We start from the raw sequence: 16,787 nt of genomic DNA, 5'->3' as shown, positions 1-16,787 counted from the left end.
GTTAGTGAATCTTTTTTCTTTTTTATTAAGATAAATTGCAATAAAAAGTGCAACAAATCTAAAATTCATCCATAAGTGCCTCAAATGCTGTTTTGTAACCTAAGCATTTTCTTGGACGGTGATTTATAGCAAGTAAAGCATTTACTAACGATTCATCAGTAATGTCGGTTAGATTAGTTCTCTTAGGAAAATATTCTCTAAGCAAACCATTTGAATTTTCATTACTTCCTCTTTGCCAAGATGAATAAGCGTCCGCAAAGTAAAAGTCTATTCCTAAAGCTTCCACTTGAGGATAACAAGCAAATTCTTTTCCTCTGTCTGATGTAAATGTTTTTAAAAAGTTCTTAGGAAAAATCTTCTGAAGTGTTTCTATGGCTGAAAACATTGATCTAGCTGATCGGTCAGGTATTTTAAATGCCAGATAAAAACGTGTTTTGCGCTCTACAAATGTAGCCAAGCATCCTTTGCTTTTCCCTCTGGAAGAAACCATGGTATCTAATTCCCAATGACCGAAATTTTGCCTGTTCTTCACTTCTTTAGGTCGCTTGGAAATAGGTTTACCAATAATGAATTTCCCTCTAGTCTCACGAGGTTCACGTGTTTTACCTTTTCGTCTTAACGTCTCTAAACTAACTTCGAGTTGCCCATTATATATCCAATTATAAATCGTTTTAAACGATATGATTGGCTTATTTTCGTACTGATAACGCCCATGAATCTGCTCGGGTGACCAAGATGCTTTTAAATGACGTTCTATATCTTTCTTCATCTGTGAAGTACATGCAGTTTTCCTTCCCTTAAGTCTAGATAATTCCTCATATTGCCTTTGTGCTTCTTCGGCAGAATATTTATTTGGACACCGTTTGATTTCTCGGCTAATTGATGAACGGTGGAAACCTAACTTAGTTGCAATATAGGACAGATTAAAACCTGCTTCAAGATATGCTTCTATCTTTAGACGATCAATTATGGTAATATGTAAGTAGCCCATAGGATTTCCTCGTGTCTGTTTGTGTGGTTACTTACAGTTTACACGATTTGAGAACCTATGGGTTTTTTGTTGCACTATATTTTACAATTTATCTTAAAAATAGACTGTTTTCGATGTAGTGTCTAATTATAATATTAGTTTCTTACAATTATAGTTATATATATGGATAACTAAAATAGAATAGTGTATAATAAAGCAGTTGTAATTAAATGATTATTTAGGAGATTATTATGGTAAAAGATTTGTTTAATCCACACCTGCGTAAGTTTTCAATTCGAAAACTAAACGTCGGTGTTTGTTCTGTGCTCTTATCGACCTTGCTTCTTTTGGGAGCCGCTGCGCAGGTTAGCGCTGATGAGACTGTTTCTTCTGGGACTCAAAACGAGGTTTCTGAAATAGGTATGGCTGCTTCCTCAGTAAATACTGCAGAGCCGCTAAATTCACCAGCTGAGGAAAGTAATCCTGCCGCTATTTCAGCTCAGGCAGAAGATACATCTGCTGTAACGACTACAAGGCCTGATTCAGATGGCAAGTCAACAAGTGAGCAGCCGGCTGCAGAAACTGCCTCTTCACAAGCAGGTGTTCCCACAGAAGTTAAGTCTGAGGAGAACAGCCAACCAGCTCCTGCTCAACCAGCAGCAGTCGCAGAGACAGCTCAGCCTAGTCGCTCTCGTCGGGTAAGACGGGATGCTGCACCTACTGGTCTGCGAGATGGTGATCCTAACAACACAATTGAGAAGCCTACTTTGGCTGACTCTGAAAAAAAGAACCCAACGGAGTTGATGAAGCAGATCAACTGGCTGGATCTTGGTGATAGAAGCGCCATCAGTAACTTAGATACAGATGATTCTTTTAAAGTTGGTACTGTCTATGAGAAAGAAATTTCTCCAGGTTATCGTATCAAACTGACAGTGACGGAATTAAAACCCTTCCACTCAACAGAGATTTATCGTGACCGCGTCAAGGGTACTGCGTATGAAAACAGCTATGATCCGAATGCGAAAAACACTTGGTTCAGATATGTAAACGAAGACTATAAAAAGCAAGAAGCCGAAGGAGATTCGGCTAGACCAAAAATTATAGGTTCGGAACAGAATCAATGGACAGCCGTCCGAGACCAAGGGATTAACACCAATGGTCGAAAGACTCAATTACAAGTCCCTAAAAATGGTGCTAGCTACGGAATAAAATTCAAGGTAGAAGCGACTTACCTTGGAAAACCTGTAAAAGCAACAGTTATCATGGCAGATGGAGAAGAAGCCAACCCAGGGGAGTATGCTATCTTCACGACCAATGGCCAAGGTTGGGAACACTTGGCAGAATGGAAACGCGTTCGGCCAGATGGTGCTGTAATTACGGATACCTACTCTCCAATGAATCCTAATAGATATGGTCAATACATAGGGGATGATGCGACTGTACCTGTCATTGACTGGACTGCTTTTACTAATCCAGATCAAAAAACAGGAGGCTTGGGTTCTCAGGTCTTTGGTCCTAATACTTCTAAAGATCACACAGTTCCGATTGTGATGACACGTGGCGCTTCAGAAGTTGGGATTTATATTGCTTCTTCTGGTCAGCAAGCTGCTATGATTGGTTTTATGGTAGTTGATGAGGGAGATGCACCGGCTTCTTATGGAAATGCTATTCATGCTATTTCTGGTTATGATGCCAATACAGGTGCAAGAACTCCTCAGCCATTCTTGGGACGAGTTGAAGCTGATATTGATACTACCTCTGGTAATGACTGGAGGCATGATGACGATACTGATCACGCAGACGAAGGGATTGATCAGCTCTTGCCTTCAGATTTGACCGGTAAGACAAATAACCTCTTTCGAGTTAATCGTCTTCAAAATGGTGACTACTCAGTTCGTCTCCAAGCCTCTGCCAATGGCAATAGCAAGGCCTATGTCCGTGCTTGGATTGATTTCAATCAAAATGGCCTTTTTGATGAAAATGAGGCCAGCGAATTTACTGAAGTAACAACGGCTGGTGACTATACCGTTAATTTTAAGAATAATCTAGCGATGACCAATCCTGCAGTTAGCAAGCTGGGAATGCGGGTCCGTATTGCCCTGAATAAGGGAGATATTGAAAAACCTACGGGAACAGCCTTTAGTGGGGAAGTTGAAGACTTAGAAGTCATCTTGACCTATCCACCAAAGGGAGAAAAGAAGGAAAGTACGGGAATAATCGGCCAGCGTCAGAAAGCTGCTCTTCAGTTTACACCTCAAGGTATTGATCAAAAAGATGAAAGCAAGAAAGCAGCTATTGATACAACTGTAGCACCTCTTGTTTTGGATAATGCTGGCAATACATTAACAGCAGATGGCGACGGTTGGTACAGTACTCCTGAGGGACGATATAAAGTAACAGCCAAGGGTGCAAATGTGGATGTGATATTTGAACCTAGCACTGGCTTTATCGGTACTACTCAAGGAATTAATATCCGCCGTGTTGATACTAATGGTGCAAGTACAGATTGGATTGCGAAGAATAATGGAGAACCTCTTATCAACGATAAGTTGAATAATATGGATGCCCGCTATATTCCGACTGTTTTGAACTTCACGGAACATCGTTCGACGGACGCACAAGGTTTACCTCAAGTGCAAGATATTGTCTTTAATGATGGCGATCCTGCTAAGACACCTGCTCAACCATCTGTAACGAATCCTGTCTTTTTCTTGGATGCTGATGGCAATCGTATTGTTGGAACAAGCGCGAAGGCAACATCGCAAGGCCAAGAAGTGGGAATCTTTGAATTAGATCCAGCTACTGGGCGTGTGACTTTCACTCCAAATAAGTCATTTGTGGGAACGGTTGACCCTGTTAACCTACAATTGCATGATACCGATGGAACAGAGCACCGTGCAACCTATCAACCAACAGTAACGCGTCTTGTTCCAACAGCACAAGGAGCAAACTCTGAAGGTATTCAAGGTGCTGAACAATCTGGTAATTTGATCTTTACGCCAGGTGATAATCGTGTGCCAATTAATGAGGCAGTTGCTCCAACTTTTGATAATGGTCAAACAACTAAGGTTGTTCCGAATGTTGGAACTTATATGATTGATAACGCAGGTCGTGTAACCTTCCAACCAGTTCCTAGCTATATTGGCCGTCCAAGTGCTGAATCTGTTAAACGTGTTGATGTGAACGGGACTGAAGTAACCGCTACTTATCAAGCTGAAGTTAAGGCAGCAACCCCAACAGGTCAAGATACACAGTCTACTGGTTTACAAGGGAAACTTCAAACGAGCCACCTAAACTTTACTCCAGGTCAAGCAAGTATTAATGGACAGACTGCGACGGTGCCTTTAGCGCCAGAGGGACCTCAATTTGTGGTTAATGGGCAAATTCAACAAGCTAATAGTCTGCCTGTGCATGATGCAAGTGGCAAGCTACAAGGAACTTACACTGTTCAAGCTAATGGAGATATTAGCTTCCAACCTGCGCCTGATTTCCATGGAACGCCAACTCCTGCGCGTCTTCGTGTAAGGGATAAGAACGGATCTACAGCAGAAGCAGTTTACCAACCTACAGTGACTCAAGTAATCCCAACTAGCATCAACGCAACCAGCACAGGCCCTCAAGGTCTTCCACAAACTGGCACACCAACTTTCCAAGGTGGTGATCCACTGGTTCCAATCGATGAGACAGTAGAGCCTACCTTCGCAGATGGAAGTAAAGAAAAGAACATTCCAGATCAGGGAACTTACACCATCACTCCAGATGGCGTAGTGACCTTCACACCAGACAAGCAATTTGTAGGTAAACCGGACCCAATCACAGTTAGGCGAGTGGACAAGAACGGCACACCAGTGACTGCGACCTACAGTCCAGAGTTCACCAAGGTAACTCCGACAGGTACCAATGCGACGAGCACCGGTCCTCAGGGCGTTCCTCAAACCGGTACCCCAAGCTTCCAAGGTGGTGATCCACTGGTTCCAATTGATGAAACGGTTGAGCCAAGCTTCGCAGATGGCAGTAAGAAGACCATCCCAGGTCAAGGAACATACACGATTGCACCAGATGGAGCGGTGACTTTCACGCCAGAGAAGCAATTCGTAGGTAAGCCAGATCCAATCACTGTGAAACGTGTTGATAAGAACGGCACTCCAGTGAAAGCGACCTACAGTCCAGAGTTCACTAAAGTGATTCCAACCGGTACCAATGCAACCAGCACAGGTCCTCAGGGTGTTCCACAAACTGGCACTCCAAGCTTCCAAGGTGGTGATCCACTGGTTCAAATCGATGACACAGTCGAGCCAAGATTCGAAGATGGTACCAAGGAAAAAGTAATTCCAGGTCAAGGAACATACACCATTGCTCCAGATGGAGCAGTGACTTTCACTCCAGACAAGCAGTTTGTAGGAAAACCCGATCCAATCACTGTGAAACGTGTTGATAAGAACGGTACGGAAGTGACAGCTACTTATACACCGACCGTTACCAAGGTGACACCGGTAGGTTCTAATGCGACAAGCACCGGTCCTCAGGGTGTTCCGCAAACCGGTAGCCCAAGCTTCCAAGGTGGTGATCCACTGGTTCCAATCGATGAAACAGTAGAGCCTATCTTCGCAGATGGTAATAAGGAAAAAGTGATTCCAGGCCAAGGAACTTACACGATTGATCCAGATGGGGCAGTGACCTTCACGCCAGACAAGCAGTTTGTAGGCAAGCCAGATTTAGTGACTGTGAAACGAGTAGATAAGAATGGTACACCAGTGACAGCGACCTATAGTCCAGAGTTCACCAAGGTAACTCCTACAGGAACTGGTGCAACCAGCACAGGACCTCAAGGTGTCCCTCAAACAGGCACTCCAATTTTTGCGGGTGGTGACCCACTAGTTCCGATTGATGAGACTGTTGAGCCAACTTTCGCAGATGGAAGTAAAGAGAAGAACATTCCAGGCCAAGGAACTTACATTATCTCTCCAGATGGGGCAGTGACCTTCACTCCAGACAAGCAATTTGTGGGTAAACCAGATCCAATCACTGTGAAGCGAGTAGATAAGAACGGTACACCAGTGATAGCGACATACAGTCCAGAGTATACTAAGGTAACTCCAACTGGTAAAGATGCGACCTCTACGAATATCAAGGGTCATGTTCAAACCGGCAAACCTCTCTTCGAAGCTGGTAATCCATTGGTGCCAATTGATGAGACGATTGCACCAAGCTTCGAAGATGGAAGCAAGGAAAAGACCATCCCAGGTCAGGGAACTTATACTATCGCACCAGACGGTACAGTCACCTTCACTCCAGAAACTGATTTCCTTGGTCAGGGAAGCGGTGTGACCCTTGTCCGTCTTGATAAGAATGGTACTTCAGTAACGGCTCGCTATGTTCCGACCGTGGTTGCACCATCAACCAGTCAGGACAGTGTATCTAGCGGCCGCAAGGGGCAAGCTCAAACGGGCACGCCAACCTTTGAAGGGGCGATTGACCAGGCAGTAGCTCCGACCTTTGTGGACGGCAGCACCGAAATGGTTGTCCCAGGAGAAGGAACTTATCGGTTCAATATGCTGGGAGCAGTGACCTTCGTACCGGAAGCTGACTTTGTCGGAACTGCTCGCGGAGTTGTCGTGAAACGTTCAGATATTTATGGCAATGCCGTGACGGCTACTTATACCCCAACTGTTTTGGGAAGCACTGATACAGAAGATACCAGCAGCACAGGTCTTAAAGGCCAGCCTCAGACTGGTAAACCAATCTTTGAAGGAGACGTGGATCCAACTGTTCCACCAACTTTCGAGGATGGCAGCACCGAAAAGCTTGTTCCAGGTCAAGGTACATATACCATTGCGCCAGATGGCACTGTGACCTTTGTACCGGAAACGGGCTTTGTCGGCCAAGCTGACGGCGTGACAGTGATTCGAAAGGATCGCAATGGTCAAACGATTTCAGCAGTCTATATTCCGACTGTGACAGAAGCTCCTGTTCAGCCAGAGCGGACGATTACACCTGCACCGCCGTCTCTTTCCAAGAGCGAGAGTGCAAAAGCTCTTCCTAAGACCGGTACAGAAGAAACCTCCTACCTAGCAGCAAGCTTACTTGCAGGAGTGTCAGGTTTAGGACTGATTGGCTTAGACAAGAGAAAGAAAAAGTCTGAAGACTAGGAGGTAAGAACTTAGGTTCTAACCGCTAAATCAAAAGAGGAAAGATTCGTTAGTGAATCTTTTTTCTTTATATCCAAAGAGAAAAACTCTTAAAAACTTCATAATAATAGCATTTCTAAAATATTAAAATAGAATCTGAAATATCCTTAGATTTATTTAATTTATAAGGATTTTTCTATGGTTTATTTTTTCTTTTGTTTTAAAAAATAGACTGTAAAGTACTTTATGTCCATTTTTCAAAAAAATTTATATAATTATAGTTATATATATAGCTAACTAAAAAGGAATGTTGTATAATAAAACTATTGTAACTAGATGATTATTTAGGAGATTATTATGGGAAAAGATTTATTTAATCCTCACCTGCGTAAGTTTTCGATTCGAAAACTAAACGTCGGTGTTTGTTCTGTGCTCTTGTCAACCCTGCTTCTTTTGGGAGCAGCGGCACAAGTTAGTGCTGACGAAGCTAGTGATTCTGGTGTCCAAAACGAAGTTTCGCAAACAGGAATAGCCGAATCATCAGTGAATTCTGCTGAAACTGTTGCTTCTGAACATTTACAAGCAAAAGGAAGTTCAGCACTTGCTTTTGCTACTGAGATTCCTCAATCAGATGATAATACTAGTCCCAGAAGCTCAGAGACTGAGAAAGTTGAAGGATCTACTGAATCTACAGCAACTAAATCAGTTGAGAATACTCAACCAATCACTGTTCACCCAGAAATATCTAACGCGGCTGTCGTGGCTGAAAAGTCAGAAGCAATAGCAGATGTATCTCAGCCTAATCGCTCTCGTCGTGTGAGACGGGATGCTACAACTACTGGACAACAGAACAGCGTAACAACTGGAGTTCCGATAGGTACTGGACCAGCTGGGGCAGATGATGCTACCTCTACGCCACGAGTACCTAAACCAAGCTTGGAGGAATCTGTCAAGAAAGATAGTACCCAATTAGCCAAACAGATTACTTGGCTTGATTTTTCGGATACTGCAAGTTGGAAAGGATTGGATTCACGAGGCGGACTCCAAGTAGGAACTACCTTCAAAAAGGAAATTTCACCGGGCTATGAAGTAACCCTGACGGTCACTGAGCTTAAACCTTTTAACTCGACTGAAACTTATAGAAAACGGGTTGAAGGAACACCGACAGCAAATACTTATGACCCAAATGCTCAGAATGGATATTTAAAGTCTGCAGCAAAGTATGGTCAAACCCCTCCTTCGGTGACAGGAGCTATTCAGAATCAATGGACTGCCATCCGTGATCAAGGGTTCAATACGCAAGGACGAAAGACCCAGCTGGTTTACCCAGAGAACTCAACCAACTGGGGAGTAAAATTCCAAATTGAAGCTACCTATCTAGGCAAGCGCGTAGCCCCTACGGTGGTTATGGCCGATGGTGAAGATGCCAACCCAGGTGAATTTGCTATCTTCACTACTAACGGAGAAGGATGGGAATATCTCGGTGAATGGAAGAATAAGAGTACTGCCAAAGAAGCCTATACCGTTATTACCAAGCAAATGTTGGATGATGAAAATGTAAAGAGAAGAGGTCTCTTAATCTTAAGAGATACAAGCGTAGACTGGTATAAATACCTCAGTCCGGATACAGTGACAGGTGGCTTGGGGACTCAGGTCTTTGGGCCAAACCGCTCTAACGAACGGACGGTTCCTGTGGTGATGACGCGTGGGGCATCTGAAGTAGGTTTCTATGTAGCATCATCTGGGCAACAGGCTATGATGATGGGATTCTTAGTGGTGGATGGCAGTGATGCGCCAGCGACTTATGGCGAAGCCTTCCATACCATTTCAGGTCGTGATTCTCTGACTGGTAAGCTAATTAATCAGCCTTACTTAGGGACTACTCCAGCAGACATTGATGTTGATACAGCTAATAATTGGGTTCTGGATGATAAAAAGGAACACAAGGACGAGGGGGCCAGCCAATTACTAGCGGACGATCAATTAAGTGCTTCTAATGATTTGCTTGATTTAGACAAAGCAAAAAATGGAACTTACACAATTAAAATCAAAGCTAACCCAAATGGCAATGCTAAATCTTATGTCAAGGCATGGATAGACTTCAACAATGATGGAGTCTTCAATGAAAGCGAAGGTAGCAACCTACAAGAGATTACAGCTGCTGGTGACTATACCTTGACCTTCAATGCCAACCCCAATATTAGTGGCGGTCAAGTGGACAAATTGGGTATGCGTTTCCGAATTGCGACTAATAAAGGCGATATTGAGCAACCAACCGGTATTGCCTTTAGTGGGGAAGTAGAAGATATGCTCTTGCACCGTATTTATCCTCCAAAGGGGGAGAAGCAGACTACAGACGGCTTTACAGGCGAGACTCAAACTGCTGTCCTTCACTTCACACCTAAAGGAACGGATCGCTCAGACGACAGTGTCAATGCAGTTATGAGCACCCAAACGCCTCAGATTTTGGATAAGCAAGGCCAAGTTCTGACAGCCGTTGATGATAACTATATTCGTCCAGAAGGGACCTATCACTTGACCGTCAATGGCAATGATGTTCAAGTTGCTTTCACTCCAAATGCGGACTTCTCAGGGACGGCTGAGGGTATTAACATCAGTTGGACTGACAGCAATGGTACCTCGACTGGTTGGACTTCGACAGATGCTTCTGACCCTAATAAGAATGATCAATTGATTACAATGGATGGCCGTTATGTACCAACAGTCCGTAAAATTCCAAACTACGAATCAAATGGTATTCAAGGTTTAGACCAAAACAAAACGCTAGTTTTTAACGATGATGATGCGAATACGACCCCTGTCATGCCAGAAGCTGCTCGTTCGGCTAGCTTTGTGGATGCGAATGGACGACTGGTAACAGAAAATACGGTGCCTGCCATGGCCAATGGCCAGCAAGTCGGGACCTATGAATTGGATCCAAATACCGGTCAAGTGACTTTCAAACCTATCAAAACTTTTTATGGCATGCCAGACCCAGTGGTAGTTCAAGTCAGTGATACCGATGGTAAAGCACACCGAGCACGTTATCAACCTAAGGTAACCCAAGTAACGCCAAGAAGTACCAATGCTGAATCAACTGGTCTTCAAGGTCAAGCACAAAGTGGTAAGCCAACTTTCACTGCAGGTGACCAACAAATCCCAATTGACATGAGCAAAGCCATGACTTTTGAAAATGGGACGGACACCTTGGAAGTGACGAATGAAGGAACTTATACTATCAATTCAGATGATACCATTACCTTCAAGCCACTTAAGCAATTCACTGGCAAGGCGACTCCAGTGACGGTTAAACGCGTAGATGCCAACGGCACAGAAGTGACTGCAACCTATACACCTAACGTGACCAAGGTTACACCAACCAGCACACCTGCTACTTCATCAGGTCCTCAAGGGGTTCCACAAACAGGAACGCCAGTCTTCAAGGAAGGTGATTCAGCGATCCCAATCGATATGACCAAGCCCATGACCTTTGACGATGGTCAGCCTAAGAAGACCGTTGCTGGCATAGGGGAATATACCATTAATTCAGATGGTTCTATTACCTTTACCCCAGATAAACAATACGTCGGGACCCCAGCACCCGTTACGGTCAAACGAGTTGACGAAAATGGCACCGAAGTAAGAGCAACCTATACACCAACTGTTACCAAGGTAACTCCGACTGGTACTGGTGATAAAACTGAAGGATTGCAGGGTCAGGTTCAAGAAGGTCATGTTACTTTCACACCAGGTCATGATTCTGTGCCGTTTCCAGCTGAAACAACTCCACTTTTTGACAATGATTTGACTGTTAAAGAATTGCCAAATGTAGGTAAGTTTGAAGTGGATGCTAATGGCAAGGTGACTTTCACGCCAGACAAGCAGTTTAAGGGGACCACTCCTGAGCTGACATTGATTCGAGCAGATGTGAATGGCACTCCTGTTACAGTCAAATACCAAGCAGTGGTGAAAGAAGTGGTTCCTATAGGTACCAATGCGACTAGCACTGGTCTTCAAGGTCTACCACAATCAGGTACACCTACTTTCACTCCTGGCGACTCAGCTGTTCCAATTGATACGAATAGTCCAATGACCTTCGAAGATGGTCAGCCTAAGAAGACTGTTCAAGGAGTTGGGGAATATATCATCAACTCGGATGGTTCTATCAGCTTTAGACCTGAGAAACAGTATGTTGGTACACCAACACCAGTTACAGTTAAACGTGTAGATACGAATGGCACTGAAGTTACTGCTACTTACACTCCAACGGTAACACGGGTCACACCAAGAAGCACCAATGCTGAGTCAACAGGCCTGCAAGGACAACCACAAAGCGGCAAGCCGATCTTTACCCCAGGTGACCAAGCAGTCCCAATCGACATGACCAAGCCAATGATCTTTGAAAATGGGACTGACACGTTAGTAGTAGCTGATCAAGGAACTTATACCATTAATTCAGATGGTTCCATTACCTTTAAGCCGGAGAAGAAATTTACTGGCAAGGCGACCCCAGTGACGGTCAAACGTGTAGATGCGAATGGAACCGAAGTGACAGCTAGATACACTCCTACTGTTGAAGAAGTTATTCCAAACGCAACTGGCGATCGGACTGAAGGTCCACAAGGATTGGTTCAGAATGGTAAGATTACTTTTGAAGCAGGAAGACCAGAAGTTGGCTTTTCAGTAGACAGTACCCCAGTTTTTGACACTGGTACCAATGTGAAAGAAATTGAGAATGTTGGCAAGTTTGAAGTGGATATTTATGGTAATATTACCTTTACACCGGTTAAGACATTCGTAGGTAAAACGCCAGAAATTGAAGTCAGTCGCGCAGATGTCAACGGTACCCTTGCGAAGGCAAAATATCAAGCAACAGTAACGGCTGTAAAGCCAACTGGTGTTGGAAACAAGACAGAAGGCCTGCAAGGTCAGGTTCAAGAAGGTAAAGTGACCTTCACCCCAGGGCACGACTCTGTTCCGTTCCCAGCGAATTCAACACCATTGTTTGATAATAATTCAACAGTGAAAGAAGTACCGAATGTCGGTAAGTTTGAAGTAGATGCAAATGGTAAAGTGACCTTCACGCCAGACAAGCAGTTTAAGGGTGAGACACCGGAACTTGAATTGACTCGCACCGATGCCAATGGCACTCCTGTTACAGTCAAATACCAAGCAGTGGTGAAAGAAGTGGTTCCAAGAGGCACCGATGCGACAAGCACAGGTCCTCAGGGTGTTCCGCAAACAGGTAACCCAAGCTTCCAAGGTGGTGATCCACTTGTTCCGATTGATACGGATTCTCCAATGACCTTTGAAGATGGTCAGCCTAAGAAGACGGTTCAAGGAGTAGGGGAATATACCATCAACTCAGATGGTACTATCACCTTTACCCCAGACAAACAGTATGTGGGTACCCCAGCTTCAGTTACTGTTAAGCGTGTAGATAAAAACGGAACAGAAGTGACTGCTACCTATACGCCAACGGTAACACGGGTAACGCCTACCAGCACCAATGCTGAATCAACCGGCCTTCAAGGTCAACCGCAAAGTGGCAAGCCAACTTTCAGTCCAGGCGACTCTGCTGTTCCGATTGACATGGATAGTCCAATGACCTTCGAAGACGGTCAGTCTAAAAAGACTGTTCAGGGAGTAGGGGTATACACAATTAACTCAGATGGTTCTATCACCTTTACTTCAGAGAAACAGTATATTGGTACACCAACACCAGTCACTGTGAAACGTGTGGATAAGAATGGTACAGAAGTAACCGCTACTTATACTCCGACAGTGACGAAAGTGACTCCAACTGGTACTAGTGCAACGAGCACAGGTCCTCAAGGTGTCCCTCAAACTGGCATTCCAACCTTTGCGGGTGGTGATCCACTAGTTCCAATTGATGAAACAGTTGAGCCAACTTTCGGAGATGGAAGTAAGGAGAAGACTATTCCAGGTCAAGGAACATACACGATTGCTCCAGATGGCGCAGTGACTTTCACGCCAGACAAGCAATTTGTAGGTAAACCGAATCCAATCTCTGTAAAACGCGTCGATAAGAATGGCACGCCAGTAACTGCAACATACAGTCCAGAGTTCACTAAAGTAACTCCAACTGGTACTGGTGATAAGACAGAAGGCTTGCAAGGTCAGGTTCAAGAAGGTCATGTTATCTTCACTCCAGGCCATGATTCCGTTCCATTCCCAGCGGGCTCAACTCCACTGTTTGATAATGGTTCAGCAGTTAAAGAAGTGCTAAATGTCGGTAAGTTCGAAGTGGACGCAGACGGTAAGGTAACTTTCACACCAGACAAGCAATTCAAGGGTGAAACGCCAGAACTGGAATTGACTCGGACTGATGCGAATGGAACTCCAGTAACCGTCAAATATCAAGCAGCAGTGAAAGAAGTGATTCCAACCAGCACCAATGCAACCAGCACCGGTCCTCAAGGTGTCCCTCAAACTGGCACACCGACCTTCGCAGGCGGTGATCCACTGGTTCCAATTGATGGCTCAGCAGAGCCAACTTTCGAAGATGGAAGTAAGGAGAAGACCATTCCAGGCCAGGGCACTTACACCATCACTCCAGATGGCGCAGTGACTTTCACGCCAGACAAGCAGTTTGTAGGTAAGCCAGATTCAGTAATTGTGAAACGTGTTGACAAGAACGGTACGCCAGTCACTGCAACTTACAGTCCAGAGTTTGTCAGGGTAACTCCAACTGGTAAAGATGCGACCTCTATAAATATCAAAGGTCATGTTCAGACTGGCAAACCTATCTTCGAAGCAGGTGATCCTCTTGTTCCGATTGATGAGACGATTGCCCCAAGCTTCGAAGATGGAAGCAAAGAAAAGACAATTCCGGGTCAGGGAACATACACCATCGCACCAGACGGTACAGTCACCTTCACTCCAGAAGCTGATTTCCTTGGTCAGGGAAGCGGTGTGACCCTTGTCCGTCGCGATAAGAATGGCACCTCAGTGACGGCTCGCTATATTCCGACCGTGGTTGCACCATCAACCAGTCAGGACAGCGTATCTAGTGGTCGCAAAGACCAAGCTCAAACGGGCACGCCAACCTTTGAAGGGGCGATTGACCAAGCGGTAGCACCGACCTTTGCGGATGGCAGCACCGAAAAGGTTGTCCCAGGAGAAGGAACTTATCGGTTCACCATGCTGGGGGCAGTCACCTTTGTGCCGGAAGCTGACTTTGTCGGAACTGCTCGCGGAGTTGTCGTGAGGCGTTCAGATATTTATGGCAATGCCGTGACGGCTACTTATACCCCAACTGTTTTGGGAAGCACTGATACAGAAGATACCGGCAGCACGGGTCTCAAAGGCCAGCCTCAGACTGGTAAACCTATCTTTGAAGGAGACGTGGATCAAACCGTTCCGCCAACTTTCGAGGATGGCAGCACCGAAAAGGCAGTTCCAGGCCAAGGTACTTACACGATTGCGCCAGATGGCACTGTGACCTTTGTACCGGAAAAGGGCTTTGTCGGTCAAGCTGACGGCGTGACAGTGATTCGCAAAGACCGCAATGGTCAGACGATTTCAGCAGTCTATATTCCGACTGTGACAGAAGCTCCTGTTCAGCCAGAGCGGACGATTACACCTGCACCGCCGTCTCTTTCCAAGAGCGAGAGCGCACAATCCCTTCCTAAGACTGGCTCAGAAGAAACCTCATACTTGGCTGCAGGCTTGCTTGCGGGAGTAGCAGGTTTGGGACTGATTGGCTTAGACAAGAGAAAGAAAAAGTCTGAAGATTAACATAGGCTTGAAGAAATTTCCTTCTTGAACAAGAAGAATTTCACGAGAACGCAAAAAGAGGTAGAACGTAAGTTTTACCTCTTTATTAGTATCACATAATTAGCATGATAGAGAGAAACAGAGTGTTTCCGTTTACTAATGCCTGTCTCGCTGCCAAGAATGACCTATTTTCAAAGAAGATAAGTCTACATCTTCATACTCTTAATCTTTTCTTCATCTGGTGTGACACGCAGGGTTTTCTGGCCCGTATAGGTGACAAATCCTGGCTTGCCACCAGTTGGTTTGTTGAGTTTTCTAGTCTCAATCATGTCCACTTGAACCAGATTAGAGAGTCTGGCCTTGGAAAAGTAGGCCGCTAGCTCGGCAGCGTCAGTCTTAACTTCATCGCTGGGCTGAAGATTACCTGTGATGACCACATGACTGCCTGGAATATCCTTGGCGTGAAACCAAAGCTCGTCCTTCTTAGCCATCTTAAACGTTAGCTCATCATTTTGTAGATTGTTGCGACCAACCAGGATAATGGTTTGGCCATCAGTTGCCAAATATTTCTCCGGTTTCTGCCTTTTCTGGATTTTCTCTCTCTGGCGTCGTCGGATAAAGCCAGTCTGGATTAGTTCCTCCCGAATTTCCGCAATTTCAGTCAGGCTGGCCTGAGCAAGGGCTGTTTCCACGCTCTCTAGGTAGAGAATCGTAGTCCGTGTCTCCTCAATCAAACTGGTCAGGTGTTTGACAGCTTCCTTGAGCTTCTGGTAGCGTTTAAAATAGCGCTGAGCATTTTGATTGGGGGTTAGGGCCTTGTCAAGTGAGATGATAATCTTCTCACCTGTGTAGTAATTGTCTAGCTCTACCTGATCCTGATCGTTTGGTACCTGATGGAGAAAGGTGGTCAAGAGTTCCCCTTTTTGGCGGAATTCTTCTGCATTCTCCGTTGCTAGGAGCTCTTCCTCTTGCTTGCCCAGCTTTTTCCGGTTCTTTTCCAACTCATTTTCTACTCGGCGGATGAGCTCGCTGGCCTGTTGGTTGACCCGATCGCGCTCCGCCTTGTCCTTATAGAAAGTGTCTAAAAGCTCGGATAACGTGGACATTTGGGTCTTGCTGTCGGAAAATAGCAGAGCAGAGAAGGATTTTTCGGTCAGGCTTGGCTGAGTCGGACTGGCAAAGAAGGCTCGGAAAGTTTTGAGCTTGTCAGCTGTCAGACGGCCACTGAGTTCAGTAGCCGTATCTCGACCCAATCCCTGAAAAATTTGCTGCAGGCGTTTGGGCTCTATGTCCTCAGTATGCAGGATTTCAAAGAGCTTTTCATCACCCACAGTGAAAGGATTGAGACTGCCCGTCTGAGGCGGTGCGACATAGGTTGAGCCCGGCAGGATGGTTCGATAGCTATTTTGTGAAAATCCGACATGTTTGATGGCCTCAATAATCTTACCGCTAGCCTTGTCCAAGAGAATGATATTGCTGTGCTTGCCCATGATTTCGATGACCAGAGTCACAGCCACGCTGTCTCCGATTTCGTTCTTATTGGAGACGCTGATTTCCAAAATCCGGTCATTCTCCACTTGCTGGATTGCTTCAATGACAGCGCCCTGCAGGTATTTTCGCATAACCATGATAAAGGTATTGGGAACAGCTGGATTTTCAAACGTGGTATCTGTCAGCTGAACGCGCCCAAAGACCGAGTGAGCTGATAGGAGCAGCTTGCGGCTTTGGCGGTTGCTGCGAATCTGTAAAACCAGCTCTTGTTCAAAGGGCTGATTAATCTTCTGAATACGGCCGCCCAGCAATTCGCGGCGGAGCTCCTCTGTCATGTGGTGTAAAAAAAATCCGTCGAAAGACATGTTTTTCTCCTTGAAAGTTGCTACAGAAAATTATAACAAAAAACCAAGCTAAAAGCTTCTAAAGTCTCGCCAAAAAGCAATTTAATTTTTGCC

The 16,787-nt window shown here is 45.1% G+C and carries 4 protein-coding genes; 2 read left to right on the top strand and 2 right to left on the bottom strand.

From position 1 onward, the window contains the following. Nucleotides 1-58: 58 nt before the first annotated feature. The gene (locus ELZ47_RS07250) at nucleotides 59-991 is read right to left on the bottom strand and encodes an IS30 family transposase (protein WP_126434931.1); all 933 of its coding nucleotides are present in this window, start codon (nucleotides 989-991) and stop codon (nucleotides 59-61) included. A 230-nt stretch (nucleotides 992-1,221) separates the two neighbouring features. Between ELZ47_RS07250 and ELZ47_RS07245 the strand changes: the two genes are divergently transcribed. Both ELZ47_RS07245 and ELZ47_RS07240 read left to right on the top strand, forming a co-directional pair. Beyond that, a complete protein-coding gene (locus tag ELZ47_RS07245; RefSeq protein WP_125332095.1) occupies nucleotides 1,222-7,119 on the top strand; it encodes a CshA/CshB family fibrillar adhesin-related protein in 5,898 nt (1,965 codons plus the stop codon). Between the two features lie 336 nt (nucleotides 7,120-7,455). Further along, on the top strand, nucleotides 7,456-14,859 hold the full coding sequence (locus tag ELZ47_RS07240; protein WP_126435692.1) for a CshA/CshB family fibrillar adhesin-related protein: 7,404 nt from the start codon (nucleotides 7,456-7,458) through the stop codon (nucleotides 14,857-14,859). Between the two features lie 185 nt (nucleotides 14,860-15,044). Here the strand turns inward: ELZ47_RS07240 and fbpA are convergent, their stop codons facing one another. Then, nucleotides 15,045-16,694, bottom strand: a complete 1,650-nt coding sequence (fbpA, locus tag ELZ47_RS07235; RefSeq protein WP_125332091.1) for an Rqc2 family fibronectin-binding protein FbpA — start codon at nucleotides 16,692-16,694, stop codon at nucleotides 15,045-15,047. Nucleotides 16,695-16,787: the final 93 nt, after the last annotated feature.

The organism is Streptococcus sanguinis, from assembly GCF_900635155.1.
Lineage (GTDB): Bacteria > Bacillota > Bacilli > Lactobacillales > Streptococcaceae > Streptococcus > Streptococcus sanguinis_G.
The sequence above is the reverse complement of the archived record's forward strand: the minus strand, read 5'-3'. Positions and strand labels throughout refer to the sequence as shown.

What these genes read in the sequence shown, in the direction of transcription:
- ELZ47_RS07240 (WP_126435692.1), top strand. Translation starts at nt 7,456, where the DNA reads ATGGGAAAAGATTTATTTAATCCTCACCTGCGTAAGTTTTCGATTCGA.
- fbpA (WP_125332091.1), bottom strand. Translation starts at nt 16,694, where the DNA reads ATGTCTTTCGACGGATTTTTTTTACACCACATGACAGAGGAGCTCCGC.
- ELZ47_RS07250 (WP_126434931.1), bottom strand. Translation starts at nt 991, where the DNA reads ATGGGCTACTTACATATTACCATAATTGATCGTCTAAAGATAGAAGCA.
- ELZ47_RS07245 (WP_125332095.1), top strand. Translation starts at nt 1,222, where the DNA reads ATGGTAAAAGATTTGTTTAATCCACACCTGCGTAAGTTTTCAATTCGA.